The organism is Micromonospora sp. NPDC004551, assembly GCF_040609975.1.
GTDB lineage: Bacteria > Actinomycetota > Actinomycetes > Mycobacteriales > Micromonosporaceae > Micromonospora.
In genome coordinates, this window is record NZ_JBEXLM010000001.1 from 631,632 (window position 1) to 644,740 (window position 13,109).

Here is a 13,109-nt window from a genome sequence, read left to right on the forward strand (position 1 = left end):
TGCGGGTGTTCCATTACCTTCAGTGACTCCGGCCAGACGGATTGCTATCAAATTGCATCAACATCTCATCACACCTCCGGCGACGGACAACCTGGGCTTTCTCTTTGGGGGGCGGCGTGATGGAATCTCGGAGGTCCGACCCGCCGGGTCGGTCGCTCGGCGTTGCCCACAGGTGATGCCGAACGCGGTAATGCGAGGGCGGTGACGTGAGCAAACGGCCAACGACGGCGGGCTCCTTCCTGTCGCGTCTGAGCCGGCCGGCCAGCCGGCTCCGCGACATGCCGATCTGGTCCAAGCTCGGCCTGATCATGATCGTGCCGACCATCGCGACAGTCGTGGTCGGCACCAGCGGTCTGGTCGACCACCTGGAGACGCTCAACAATGCCAACCGTGCCGGTGACCTGTCGAACCTGATCTCCTACTCGGGTGACCTGGCCGACAAGCTCCAGGACGAGCGGGTCAACTCCGTGCTCTTCCTCGGCGCGACGGAGGTGCAGACGCGCGCGCAGTACCAGGAGGCGTACAACCGGGCCAACCAGCGGGTCGACCAGGCGAAGGCGCCCTACTCGGACCAGCGGCTGGCGATCGACGACCTGCCGCGCACGTTCGAGGCCCGGCTGAAGGTCGTCGACCAGGGACTGGCCGACCTCCCGGGCACCCGCAGCCAGGTCTTCAACGGCAAGCTCACCAGCGACGCCGCGCAGACGTCGTACAACTCCCTCATCAGCGACCTGCTGGCCATCCGTGACTCGGCCATCCAGCTCGCCGGTGACAACGACCTGAGCGACCGGATGCGCGCCGCGGCTGCGGTCGCCCGGCAGAAGGAATTCCTGGCCCAGCGCCGCGTGATCGTCCACGAGGCGCTCAACGGGAAGCGTCTCACCCCGAACCTGCGCGAGCAGTTCATCGCCAGCGGCACCGGCCAGACTCAGGCGTTCCAGGAGTTCAAGGCGGTCGCCAACCAGGCCGACTCCGAATTCTTCGACCAGACGGTCAGCGGCTCCGACCTGCGGAAGGCGGACCGCTACACCAGCCTCATCAAGGCGAACAACTCCGGCGACCTGTCGAAAGCGCCGTTCTCGACGGACGACTGGGACGCCACCATGGTGGCCAACGCCAAGCTGATCCGCCTGGTCGAGGACCGGATGGACGCCAACGTGGTCCGTCAGGCCAGCGTGCTGCGGTCGGACACCCAGCGCCAGGTGTTCCTGGAGACCGGCCTGCTGCTGAGCATGCTGCTGCTGGCCATCCTCTTCGCCTACCTGGTCGCCCGCTCCATGGCCCGCTCGCTGCGCGACCTGCGCCAGGGCGCCCTCTCGGTGGCCCAGTACGGCCTGCCGCAGGCGGTGGCCCGCCTGCGCGACCCGCAGGTCACCGGGCAGCTCTCCCCGGTGCAGCTGGCCAACCAGATCGCCGAGCCGCTGCCGGTACGCAGCAAGGACGAGTTCGGCCAGGTGACCGAGGCGTTCAACGCCGTCCACCTGGAGGCCGTCCGGACCGCGGCCGAGCAGGCCGCGCTGCGCGCCTCCGTCGCGACCATGTTCGTCAACCTGGCCCGCCGCTCGCAGATCCTGGTCGACCGGCTGATCGGCCACCTCGACCGGCTGGAACGCGGCGAGGAGGACCCGGACCGGCTGGCCGAGCTGTTCCAGCTCGACCACCTGGCCACCCGGATGCGCCGCAACGACGAGAACCTGCTGGTCCTCGCCGGTGCGGACTCCACCCGCGTGCAGCGCGAGCCGGCCGCCCTCATCGACGTGCTCCGTGCCGCCCAGTCCGAGGTCGAGCACTACACCCGGATCGAGTTCGGCGTGATCGACCGGGACATCGAGGTCGCCGCGCACGCGGTCAACGACCTGGTGCACCTCGTCGCCGAGCTGTTCGACAACGCCACCGCCTTCTCCCCGCCGGACTCCCACGTCATGGTGGAGGCCCGGCGGGTGGGCGACCGCGCCTCGCTCTACGTCGAGGACCGGGGCATCGGCATCAGCCACGAGCAGCTCCGCGAGCTGAACGAGCGGCTGGCCACGCCGCCCCAGGTGGACGTGGCGGTCTCCCGGATGATGGGCCTGGTCGTGGTCGCCCGGCTGGCCTCCCGGCACGGCGTCAAGGTCGAACTGCGGCCCGGCGCCGACCGGGGCACCGTCGCCGACGTCACGCTGCCCACCTCGGTCCTCGTGCCGCGCGCGCTCGCCGGCCGCGGCCAGCCGGCGCCGGCCCTCCCGGCCGCCGGTGGCCCGCAGCAGGGCGGTTTCGCGCCGGCCTTCGGTGGCCCGCAGCAGGGCGGTCCCGCCCCGGCCTTCGGCGCCCTGGCCGCCCTGGGCAACGGCCCGCACACCCCGCCGGCCCCGCACCCCGGTGCCTCCGGCAACCAGGTCACCCTGGGCGGGCGTTCCTTCGACCCGGCGCCGCGCAACGGCTCCGGCACCCCGGCCAACGCGGGCGGGGGCCGCTCGATGCCGGCCTGGTCCGACCTGACCGGCGCGAACGCCCTGTCGGGCGGTGACGGCTTCACCCCGCGCAGCTCGAACGGCCAGCCGATCGACCCGCTGCCCCAGCGGCGCAACCCGGCCGAGGCCGACCCGGCCGTTACGGGCCAGCAGCCGGCCATCCCGCGACAGCTGCCGAGCAGCCCGGAGGTCCAGGCGTACAACCCGCCGCCGGTCTCCGCCCCGCCGGTCCCGCCGGTGTCGGCACCGCCGCTGTCGGCCTCGGGCTACCCGGTCTCGGGCGCGCCGGCCTCCGGTTACCCCGTGTCGGGCGCGCCGGCCTCCGGTTATCCCGTGTCGGGCGCGCCGGCCTCCGGCTACCCGGTTTCGGGGGTGCCGGTCTCCGGTCAGCCCGTGTCGGCCGCACCGGCCGCGGGGCACCCGGTCTCCGTGCCTCCGGTGAGCCAGGTGCCGCCGCGCCCCGCCCCGCCGGCTCCGGCGCCGCAGGTCGGCGCCCCGCCGGCCTGGCCGCCGGTAGCCACGCCCGACCAGGCCGCCGCTCCGGCCGTGCCCGAGCGGCTCGCCGCCGGCCTGGACATGACCACCGAGCTGCCCCGGGTCACCCGCCCGGAGACGCCGGCGGTCAACCGGCCGGCGCCGGCACCGGCCCCCGCACCGCGGGCGGCCACCCCGCAGCAGCCCGGCAACCGCCAGCGCTACGCGGACGAGACGATGGAGCTGCCAATCTTCCGGGAGCTCGAGTCGGCATGGTTCCGCACCCGCCGGCCGGGGCCCAACGAGGAGGCGGCCGCAGCACCATCCGCGGCGACCAACGGCGCCGCGACCCAGCAGTTCGCCAAGGTCGACAGCGCCGGTCGGGCCGTCCAGCAGACACCACCCGGGACGACAGGTAACACACCGATGGCACACACTCCGACGGCCGGCGGAGCGCCGCACGACAACGGCGCGACGAACGGGGGTGCCCGTCCCGGTTACGCCGGTGCGCTGCCGACCCGGCAGCCCGCCGCCCCGCCGCAGCCCGGTTGGCAGACCGCGGCCGACGACGGTTGGCGGGCCGCCTCGGCGGCCACCGAGGTCCCGGTCGAGGAGACCACTCGGAAGGGCCTGCCGAAGCGGACGCCGATGGCGCAGCTCGTGCCCGGTGGCATCGAGAAGCCGTCCACGTCGGTGCAGCGCCGCACGCCGGAGGGCGTACGGGGTCTGCTCTCGGCCTACCATCGGGGCGTGCAGCGGGGGCGCAACAACCCGACCGACAGCAACTCCACCGGCCCGGAGGGGACTCCGGGCGGGCAGCAGTCCTCGCAGTCTGGCTCAGGCCCAGTGGCCGGGAGCGGGCAGAAGGAGCAACAAGGATGACTACTACGCAGGATCTCGGATGGCTGCTGGCCAACTTCGCCGACCGGGTGCCCGGTGTGGCGCACGCGGTCGCCGTCTCCGCCGACGGCCTGCTCCTCGCTTCGTCCCGTGATCTCCCGCGGGACCGCGCGGACCAGTTGGCGGCGATCGCGTCCGGTCTGGTCAGCCTGACCCAGGGCGCGGCCCGCTGCTTCGAGGGCGGAGCGGTGCTGCAGACAGTCGTGGAGATGGACAACGGCTTCCTGTTCCTGATGTCCATCTCGGACGGCTCGTCCTTCGCCGTGCTCGCCGCGCGCAGCTGCGACGTCGGCCAGGTCGGTTACGAGATGGCCCTGCTCGTCGACCGGGTGGGCGACGCTCTGACCCCGCAGCCACGTACGGCTGTCGGGATGATGGGCTGAACGACGCGCTGACCGGTGGGTCAGGTGCGGCAACAACTACGACAAGGACGGATGCCACCGGGGCGAGCCGGTGTCGGGTACGAGGGAGGTGAGCGGCGAGATGGTCGATCGTGACGAGCCGACCGGAGCGTTGGTCCGTCCATACGCCGTGACCCGCGGTCGTACCCGCCCCCGGCTCGAGATCGCCCTGGAGGCGCTCGTCGAGACGACGGTGCGCGGCCGGTCGGTTGCCACTGGCAACGGTGGCCAGGGCCGTGAGCACCAGTACATCGCCGCGCTGTGTGACGGACGCGTGCAGTCGCTCGCCGAGATCGCGGCGCGGATGCAGCTTCCGCTCGGCGTGGCCCGGGTGCTCATCGCCGACATGGCGACGGACGGCCTGGTCGCGGTCCACGAGCCGACCATTTTGGACGACTCCGACGACGCGGTGGGCACTGAACTGCTGGAGAGGGTGCTGAGTGGACTTCGCAGGCTCTGACATGTCGCACCGGCCGCCGGCCCCGAGCGGGCGCGTGACGTCGGCGAAGATCGTTATCGCCGGTGGATTCGGCGTCGGCAAGACGACGCTGGTCGGCTCGGTCTCGGAGATCACGCCGCTGACCACCGAGGCGATCATGACCTCCGCCGGCGTGGGCGTCGACGACACCCGGCAGGTGCCGGGCAAGACGACGACCACGGTGGCGATGGACTTCGGTCGTATCTCGATCGACCGTGATCTGATCCTGTACCTGTTCGGTACGCCGGGTCAGACCCGGTTCTGGTTCATGTGGGACGAACTGGTCCGGGGCGCGATCGGCGCCGTCGTGCTGGTCGACACCCGTCGACTGGCCGACTGCTTCGCCGCCATCGACTTCTTCGAGCACCGGCGGCTGCCGTACCTGGTGGCCATCAACTGCTTCGACGGGATGCAGTACCACGACCCGCAGGACGTCCGGGACGCGCTCGCGATCTCCTCGGACGTGCCGGTGGTGGCCTGTGACGCCCGTAACCGGGAGTCGACGAAGCACGTGCTGATCTCGCTGGTCGAGTACGTGCTCACCATGCGGCGCTCGCGGGCCGTCGCCCCCGCCTGATCCGATGAAGAAGCGCCCGGCGGCCGTGGGCCACCGGGCGCTTCTCGCTGTCCGCCCCTCGATACGGTGCGCAGCCGGCCGGTGACCGTCCCGGCGGGACGGTCACCGGCGTGGACGGTCAGACGTACAGCCGCCAGCTGCCCTGCGCGACCACGTAGGCGGCGAGTGAGTCCGGCTCCATGCCGCCGTGCCGAGCCTCGGTGAAGGCGTAGCCGCCGGCGATGCCCTCGGCCACCTGGGTCTGGAGGAACGCCCGCAGCCGTCCACGGTCGAGGCTGGCGGCCAGCCGCGCCGATGCGGCCACGAGCTGGAGCGCGTCGGAGGCGTACGGGGCGAAGCTGGGCGAGGTGCCGTACCGCTGGGTGTAGCGGTTGACGAAGTCGCGCCGCTCCAGATCCGCCGTGCTGGTCACGGTCAGCGCGGAGTCGGCCAGGCAGGACGGGTGCACCGCGTACGCCCCTTCGACGGCGGCGGCGTTGGCGGTGCTCAGGGTGTCCTCGGCGACCGCTCCGGCGTCGAAGAAGAGTTGTCCCTCGTAGTCGGCCCGGCGCAGTTCCCGGGCCGCCACACCGGAGTCCGGGGCGGTGCCCCAGACGATGACCCCGCCCGGGTCGGCGCCGGCGATCCGCCGGGCGGCGCCGGCGAAGCTCTTCCCGGTGGCGGGGAGCCGGACCGTGCGGACCAGGTCCACGTCGGTGCCCCGCAGCGCGGCGCGCACCGCCCGCACGCCGGCGTCGCCGTGCAGCCCGTCGGCGGCCAGCAGGGCCACCCGTCGGACGCCCTCGGCCTCGATCAGGTCGGCCAGCCGGCGGGCCACGTCGATGGCATCGGGGGTGAGCTGGAAACTGAAGGTGCGCTCGGCGAGCGGCAGCACGACGTCGTCCCCGAGGCCGAGCGAGATGAAGGGTGTCTTGACCTTCTGGGCCGCCTCGGCCATGGCCACCGAGGTCTCCGCCAGGGTGCCACCGATCACGACCTGCGCGCCCACGCGAGTCAGTTCGGCCACCTGACGGGCCGCCTCCCCAGGGCTGCTGCGGTTGTCCCGGACCTCCAGGCGGACCGACCGCCGCAGGTTGCCCACCGGAATGCCGGCCCCGTTCAGCGCGTTCGCGGTGATCTCCAGGGCGCGCTGCTGGGCCACGCCGAGCGCGGCCCCCCGGCCGGTCAGTTCGAGGCTGGCGCCGACGATGAGGTCCTGGTTGCCAGGGGCGCTGCTGGCCGAGGATTCGTCACCCGGTCGCTCACCCTGCTGCCCGCAGCCGGCAAGCAGCAGGCTGGCGGCCGCTGCGGCGAGGACCCCCCGCCGGGTGAGCACGGAGGAGTCGATTGCCGGTGTCGCCATTGGAGCCGCCTTCCCACCCCCGGCGAACATCCGCCGCCGGCTGGTCCGCCGGGTATGCTCCCGGCCGGCCGAGCCCGGCGTCAAATTATCCGGGTGTGGGCAGGAACACGCGGGTCGGGTGGGACGCGACTCCGATCAGGACCGGTAGCCCGCGGACCGGTACTCGTACTCCCGGTCGTCGTCGCGGTCGCCGGTGTCCCGGCTGAAGTCCCAGCCGCCGGCCGCCTCACGGCCGGGGCGACCGCCGACGGCGAAGCCGCCGATTTCCTGGCCGCGCCGCCAACCCCGGAAGTAGCCGGTGGTGTTCTCGGCGAGGCTGGCCGCGTTGCGGACGATCCGGAGTGGACGCTCCTCGCGCAGCGGCGAGCCCGGCACCAGGTTGGCCTGCGGGACCCGCTTGGGCAGGCCGGCCTTGGTCTCCGCGCCCACCGACGGGCGGGCCGCCTGCTCGGCCGCCTGCCAGCCGGTGTCCGCCGTGGTCGACCAGTCCAGGTCGGCCTCGTCGCCGTGCCCGACGAACCAGGCGGACTTCGCCTGCGCGAAGATCAGCAGGTCGCCGTCGCCCTCGTCGGAGACCGGCGGCGGCCGGTGCTCCTTCGGCGCGGGGCGCCGCTCCAGCGGGGTGGGCACCTCGGCGCGGGGCGCCGGGCGTTCCGGCCGGTCGACCAGCCGCAGCGGCGGCGCTTCCAGGCCGGGGTCGGTCGGCGGGTTCAGTTCGTCGCGCAGCGCCCGGTCGGCCAGCGGCGGCGGCTCCACGAGCCGAAGCATCGGTGGCTCCTGCGGCAGGTCGTCGGCGAGCCAGGGCGGGGTGACGCGGCCCGGGTCGCTCGGCGCGTCCACACCCCGCCCGTACGGGTAGGCAGGCGCCTCCTTGGCCCGGTCGTCGTGGTCGTCGGTGTTGACCAACGGCCAGTTGGCCCGGGAGCCCGGGGGAGCGGTCTCCTGGTCGGGGCGGGGCGCCGGCACCGGGATCGTCAGGTCGGTGGCGCTGAAGCCGCCGGTCGGCGGCTCCTGGTTGGTCTTGGGCCGCGGCGGGATGACCGTGCGCTGCCGCTCGGCCCGGGCCTTGTTGATCGCCGCCGTGGTCAGCGTCGGGCGGAACGGCTCCCCGGCCTCGGCCGGCGGCACCGTGCCGCGCTGCGACGGGGCGATCGGGGTGATGCCGGGCGGCGGCGGTGGCGGCGCGGAGATCGGTCGGTTGGTCGGACCGTCCACCCGCGACGGCAGCGGCGCACCGCCCGGCTCGGGGCGGGCGGGCGGCGCGGAGGCCGGCCGGCCGTGGGCGGCGGCCGGGGTGACCGGGGCCGGAGCGACGGGTGGCGGCGCGACCGGCGCCGGGGCCACCGGCGGCGGGCCGAGCGGCCGGGGCGAGGCCGTGCCGGCCGGACCGGAGACCGGCTCGGGGCGGCTGCGCCGGCCCACCAGGCCGGGCACCGGCTCGGGGCGGCTGCGCCGCCCGGCCTGCTCGGCGACCGGCGCGGGCTCGGCCGGGCGCAACCCGGTGGGCGTCGACGGGGCGAGTTCCTCGACCTGCTCGCCGCGGCGTGCGGCGGCCCGGCGACCGGGCGCCGGTGCGGGCGTGGTGACCCGGGCGCTGAGCGCGCCGACGAGCGCGTCGCAGCCCGCGTCGCAGGCCCGGACCGAGGCGACCGCCTGCCGCACGGTCTCGGCGACGGCGGCGGTGAGCGCCCGGTTGACGGTGGCCCGACGGGGCGTCTCGGAGATGGCGACCCGCAGCGCGGTCACCGCGTCGTCGATGGTGTCGGCGTCCGCCACACCCTCGGCGGCCAGGTGGGCGGCCACGGCGTCCGCCGCGACCGCGACCTCGCGGCCTCGGGCCACGGTGCCCACCAGCATGCCCGGCTCGGGCAGCGCGTCGAGGACGGCCAGGGAGACCGGCTCGGCCGGGTCGGGGTACGCGCGCAGCGCGGCCGGGTAGAGCTCGCGGAGCACCTCGCGCAGCGCCACCGCGGCGGAGTGCCGGCCACTGGCCAGCGCGGCGTGTGCCGCGAGGACCTGCTTGTAGTTGGCGAGGTCGCGCGGCGCCGGGAGGGTCACCGCGGAGAGCGCCCCGGCCTGGAGCGCCCGGGCCAGCCCGACCGCCCGGCGCTCGGCCGGCGGGGACTGCATCTCCTCCAGCGAGTCGTCGTCGGCGAAGCGCTCGGCGAAGTCGTCGACCGAGTCGTCGTCCGCGATCGCCAGCGGCCGACCCGCAGCACTGAGCAGCGAGGTGACCGTGTGGTCGTCGCTGTCGGCCGCGATCGCCGCGCCGCTCGGCCCGCCCGACCGCTCCACGAGCAGCGCGACCAGCTGGGCGTAGCCGGCCGGATCGTCACCGATCTCGCAGACATGCAGCAGACGGCCTGCGTCGTCGACCACAGCGGACGTCAGCGTCGATCCGGCCGAAGCCGACCGGTCGGCCGGATCCGCCGAGGCCAGACCGCAGTACACGCGCACGAGCGCCACGGCGTCGTCCTCCTCCCGGGACACACAGGTCTTGTTCTGCCAGAGACTGATGCTCCCCGCTCGGGGTCAGTCGCGCCAGTCCACAACAGCAGAGATCTTGCCGACAATGGTGCGCCAACCCAAACTTGCGGTTTGTGCCCCGATTTTCTTCAGTCGGCGCCGGCCCATGAATCCACCGATTCCGCCATTGACAGAAGCGCGCAGCGCCTCGTCCAGGTCGTCCAGGCTGGAGCCGGCGGAGAGCATGTCGAGCACGGCGGGTAGCCGCAGCGCGTACGACAGGTCACGGGCGATCTCGCCGGCTTCGATCAGCAGCGTCGGGTCCCACGCGTCGTGGCCGCCGCGGAGGTTCTCCACTACCAGGTCGAGCTCGTAGGTGTCCTCGTCCAGCGGGGCGATGTCGGCCGGTTCAACCCGTTCGGACAGTTCATTCCAGCTGTCCAGTTGAGACAGGTCGTTGGGCGCACCGGACCGGATGAAACTGACCAGCGATTCCGGGGTCTTGAACAGCAGCAGCTTGCCGCGGTGGGTGAGGAAGACGGGCACCTCCTCGTCGCCCGCGGCGTCCGCCTCGTCCTCGTCCTCGTCGGCTTCCTCGCCGTCCTCGTCCGCGGCCTCCGCGGCCTCCGCGGCCTCCGCGTCCTCGGCATCCTCGTCCGTGGCATCGGCCTTGCCGCGGCGGCGACGCCGGGCCGGCTCCTCGTCGTCCTCGTCCTTCTCGGCGGCGAGGGCGGCGAACTCCTCGTCGAGGATCACCACCTCCTCGTCGTCCTCGGCTTCGACGACCTGGCGGCGGGCCAGGAAGGGGTCGTCCTGGTCGCGCTCGGCGACGTCGGTCGGGGTCAGCTCGCGCGCGGGCCGGTAGGCCCGCAGCGTGAAGCCGGTGCCGGCGGGCAGGGCGATCTCCACCGGGTCGATCCGCAGCTCGTCCCAGAGCGCTCGGTCCGCCGCCGGGCGGTCGACCTCGACCTCGTCTGCTTCGGCCGACGCGGTGGTGTCGTCGAGCTCGGGCTCGTCGGCGTCGGGCCGTTGGGGCGACTGGCGGGCCACGCTGACCTCCGTGTGCTTCGGGTTCCCCACCCGGCGGCGCTCGGCCGCCGAGTGACTCTGCGCACATACCCTAGTGGGCGTCCCGCCGTCGCCGGGAGCCGCACCCCGGTGGCGTCCCGACCCGCGGACAAGTAGGCTTGCTACGCATGAAGGCCCAGGCGCTGCACGGACACCTGGATGCGCTGCTTCTCGCGGTGCTGGAGCAGGGCGCCCTCCACGGCTACGCGATCATCGAGGCGCTCCGGGCCCGCAGCGGCGGCACCCTCGACCTGCCCACCGGCACGATCTATCCGGCGCTGCGCCGCCTCGAACGGGCCGGCTACGTGGCCAGCGCCTGGAGCACCGTCAACGGCCGGGAGCGGCGCACCTACCAGCTCACCGAGGCCGGCGGCCGGGCGCTCGCCGGGGAACGCGCGGGGTGGCAGGAGTTCAGCGCCACCGTGGGCCGCTTCCTCGGCGCCGGCGAGCCGCCCGCCACCCCGGCCTGAACCGGCCCTCACGGGGTCACGCGGCGGCGCGCGGCCCGAGGGTGGTGCGCAGCCAGCAGCGGGCGGCCCGGGCCAGGGCGAACCAGCCCGCGCTGACCAGCACCGCCCCGATGATCATCGGCGGCCAGGTCAGCGCCGCGTCCCAGAGGTGTACCGACCAGCCGAACAGGGCGCTGCCGGCGAGCGCGCCGAGCGCCAGCCCGCCGGTCAGCCCGAAGCCCGCGGCGCGCGCCAGGCGGCCGAGCCGGGGCGATTCGTGCCGGGCGGCGAGCACGCCCAGCAGCAGCCCGGCCAGGGCCAGCCCCGCGATGACGCCCCAGATCTCGTGCAACGAGGCGGAGAGCAGCAGGTAGCCCTCCGGTGGGCGAGGCCCGTCGCTCCAGCTCGACCCCCGCCAGGTCAGGTCGCCGCCGACCATCAGCACCGCCGCCACCGCCAGCGCCCGCAGCGCCAGCCCGCGCAGCGCCCCGGCGGCCAGCTCGGCCTGGTAGCCGGGAGCGAGCTGGGCCGGGGAGCCGAACTCGGCCACCGCCCGCCGCTCCGCCTCCGCGACCGGCAGGCCGCCCTCGCGGTACGCCTCGACGGCGTCCTCCAGCGCGTGCCGCGCCTCGGTCAGCAGGTCCGCCTTGAGGCGGGCCGGCCCGTGCAGCTGCCCGGCCAGCTCGCGCAGCCGCTCGTCGACGCGGATCTCCTCGTACCCCCGCATGGGACCACCCTGCCACCGCACCGGGCCGGCCGCGTCGGGGAAAACCCCGGAAACGCTCAGGGGGCGAGGGCGAGATAGCCGCGCTCGGCCGCCTCCTGGAGCAGCCACTGCTCGCGGTACCAGCCCGGCCGGGCCACCAGCTCCTCGTGCCGGCCGCGCTGCACGACCCGGCCCGCGTCGAGCACCACGATCTCGTCCAGGTCAGCGAGGCCGCTGAGCCGGTGGCTGATCAGCAGCACCGAGTGCCCGGCCGGGGTGGCGGCCAGCGCCGAGGCGAGCACCGCGTCGGCGGCCGCCGGGTCGAGGCCCTCGGTCGGCTCGTCCAGCACCAGCACCGGTGGGGCGGCCAGCAGCGCCCGGGCCAGCGCGAGCCGCTGCCGCTGCCCGCCGGAGAGCTGCCCGCCCTCCTCGCCGACCACGGTCTCCCAGCCCTCCGGCTGGGCGCGTACCCAGTCCAGCAGGCCGGCCGCCCGGGTGGCGGCGGTCAGCTCCGTCTCGTCGGCGCGGGGCCTTCCGAGCAGCAGGTTCTCCCGGACCGTGGCGTGGAAGACGTACGCCTCGGCGAGCAGGCCGCCGACCGTCCGCGGCAGCTCCTCGGCCGGCAGGTCGGACACGTCCACGCCGCCCACGGTGACCCGGCCGGCGTCGGGGCGTACCGCGCCGGTGAGCACGGCGGCCAGGGTGCTCTTGCCGGCGCCGCTCGGCCCCACCACGGCCACCCGCCGGCCGGGCGGCAGGTCCAGGTCCACTCCGGCCAGGGCCGGTGCCGCTCCGGCCCGGTAGCGGACGGTCACGCCCGCGAACCGGACGCCGTGCCCGCTCGGCGCCGGGCCGGCGGGTGCGGTGGGCGCCGGTTCCCCGGCCCCGGTGAGCAGGTCGGCGACCCGGGCCAGGCCGGCGCGGAGCTGGGTGCGCTGCCGGGCCGCCCCGACCAGCGCGAGGGACACCTCGACGGTGGCCAGCGTGCCCACCGCCAGGACGCCGACCAGCACCCCACCGACGCCCCCGCGCAGCGCGACGACCACCACGGCGGCGGCGGTGAGCCCGCCGACCAGCACCCCGGCCGCGTCCACGGCGAAGCCGGTCGCGGCGAGCCGGCGTTCCAGCCGGGCGAGACGGCCGGCCCGGCCCTCGGCGGCGGCCAGCGCCGTGCCGGTCGCCCCGAAGGCGGCCAGGTCGGCGGCGCCATGGGTCAGGTCGACCGCGTCCACAGCGAGCGCGCCGCGCAGCGGGGCCACCTCGTCGGCGGCCCGCCGGGTGAGCCGGGCGGCCAGCGCGGGCAGCGCCACCCCGGCCACCAGCAGCCCGACGGCCAGCACACCTGCGGCCGGCGGCGAGATCAGCGCTGCGCTGCCGACGGCGAGCACGCTCACCAGCGCGGCCGCCGCCCCCGGCACCAGCACCCGCAGCAGCAGGTCCTGCACGGCCTCCACGTCGGAGACCAGCCGGCTCAGCGCGTCACCGGTGCGGGCCGCGGCGTCGCGCCGGGCGACCAGGGTGGCGAACACCCGGGCCCGGACGTCGGTGATCATGCGGAGCACCGCGTCGTGGCCGGCCAGCCGCTCGGTGTAGCGGAAGACGCCCCGGCTGACCGCGAGCGCGCGCACCGCGACGATCGCCACGGTGAGCCGGTCCAGCGGTGGCCGGCCGGCGGCGCTCATCAGCAGCCAGGTGGCCGTGGCCATCAGGGCCAGGCCGGCGAACTCGGTGGCCGCGGCGAGCAGCCCGGCGCCCAGCAGGCGGCCCAGGTAGGGTCGGGCCAGCCGCAGCACCGCCC

At 74.8% G+C, this 13,109-nt stretch carries 9 protein-coding genes and 1 pseudogene; 5 read left to right on the forward strand and 5 right to left on the reverse strand.

Features of this window, described 5'->3' with window-relative positions; translation table 11 throughout:
* Positions 1 to 206 precede the first annotated feature (206 nt).
* The 4 genes from ABZW14_RS03220 (at position 207) to ABZW14_RS03235 (ending at position 5,280) form a co-directional block, all read left to right on the forward strand.
* The gene (locus tag ABZW14_RS03220) at positions 207 to 3,806 is read left to right on the forward strand and encodes a nitrate- and nitrite sensing domain-containing protein (RefSeq protein WP_355338886.1); all 3,600 of its coding nucleotides are present in this window, start codon (positions 207 to 209) and stop codon (positions 3,804 to 3,806) included.
* Entirely contained in the window at positions 3,803 to 4,207 is a 405-nt protein-coding gene (locus tag ABZW14_RS03225) for a roadblock/LC7 domain-containing protein (protein WP_013283992.1), read from the forward strand. The genes ABZW14_RS03220 and ABZW14_RS03225 overlap by 4 nt, the downstream gene beginning before the upstream one ends.
* A 100-nt stretch (positions 4,208 to 4,307) precedes the next feature.
* Positions 4,308 to 4,685 (forward strand): DUF742 domain-containing protein, encoded by a 378-nt coding sequence (locus tag ABZW14_RS03230; protein WP_091261430.1) that lies wholly within the window; start codon positions 4,308 to 4,310, stop codon positions 4,683 to 4,685.
* 1 nt (position 4,686) lies between these two features.
* A complete protein-coding gene (locus tag ABZW14_RS03235; RefSeq protein ID WP_091260490.1) occupies positions 4,687 to 5,280 on the forward strand; it encodes an ATP/GTP-binding protein in 594 nt (197 codons plus the stop codon).
* Positions 5,281 to 5,398: 118 nt separating this feature from the next.
* Here ABZW14_RS03235 and ABZW14_RS03240 read toward each other — a convergent pair whose 3' ends face one another.
* The 3 genes from ABZW14_RS03240 to ABZW14_RS03250 form a co-directional block, all read right to left on the reverse strand.
* The gene (locus tag ABZW14_RS03240; protein WP_355338891.1) at positions 5,399 to 6,622 is read right to left on the reverse strand and encodes an ABC transporter substrate-binding protein; all 1,224 of its coding nucleotides are present in this window, start codon (positions 6,620 to 6,622) and stop codon (positions 5,399 to 5,401) included.
* Positions 6,623 to 6,757: 135 nt separating this feature from the next.
* A complete protein-coding gene (locus tag ABZW14_RS03245) occupies positions 6,758 to 9,112 on the reverse strand; it encodes a transposase (RefSeq protein ID WP_355338894.1) in 2,355 nt (784 codons plus the stop codon).
* Positions 9,113 to 9,154: 42 nt separating this feature from the next.
* Entirely contained in the window at positions 9,155 to 10,168 is a 1,014-nt protein-coding gene (locus ABZW14_RS03250) for a DNA primase (protein ID WP_355338897.1), read from the reverse strand.
* A gap of 116 nt (positions 10,169 to 10,284) precedes the next feature.
* On the opposite strand from ABZW14_RS03250, the gene ABZW14_RS03255 reads away from it, so the two are divergent.
* Positions 10,285 to 10,626 carry a helix-turn-helix transcriptional regulator gene (locus ABZW14_RS03255; RefSeq protein ID WP_355338900.1) on the forward strand — a complete coding sequence of 114 codons (342 nt, stop codon included), beginning with the start codon at positions 10,285 to 10,287 and terminating at the stop codon, positions 10,624 to 10,626.
* 16 nt (positions 10,627 to 10,642) lie between these two features.
* Here the strand turns inward: ABZW14_RS03255 and ABZW14_RS03260 are convergent, their stop codons facing one another.
* Both ABZW14_RS03260 and cydC read right to left on the reverse strand, forming a co-directional pair.
* Entirely contained in the window at positions 10,643 to 11,332 is a 690-nt protein-coding gene (locus tag ABZW14_RS03260) for a permease prefix domain 1-containing protein (protein ID WP_355338903.1), read from the reverse strand.
* Positions 11,333 to 11,388: 56 nt separating this feature from the next.
* Positions 11,389 to 13,104, reverse strand: a pseudogene (gene cydC / locus ABZW14_RS03265) (thiol reductant ABC exporter subunit CydC); the annotation flags it as partial.
* Positions 13,105 to 13,109 lie beyond the last annotated feature (5 nt).

Coding starts and splice junctions, on each gene's coding strand:
- ABZW14_RS03225 (WP_013283992.1), top strand. CDS start 3,803: ATGACTACTACGCAGGATCTCGGATGGCTGCTGGCCAACTTCGCCGAC.
- ABZW14_RS03230 (WP_091261430.1), top strand. CDS start 4,308: ATGGTCGATCGTGACGAGCCGACCGGAGCGTTGGTCCGTCCATACGCC.
- ABZW14_RS03235 (WP_091260490.1), top strand. CDS start 4,687: ATGTCGCACCGGCCGCCGGCCCCGAGCGGGCGCGTGACGTCGGCGAAG.
- ABZW14_RS03240 (WP_355338891.1), bottom strand. CDS start 6,622: ATGGCGACACCGGCAATCGACTCCTCCGTGCTCACCCGGCGGGGGGTC.
- ABZW14_RS03255 (WP_355338900.1), top strand. CDS start 10,285: ATGAAGGCCCAGGCGCTGCACGGACACCTGGATGCGCTGCTTCTCGCG.
- ABZW14_RS03260 (WP_355338903.1), bottom strand. CDS start 11,332: ATGCGGGGGTACGAGGAGATCCGCGTCGACGAGCGGCTGCGCGAGCTG.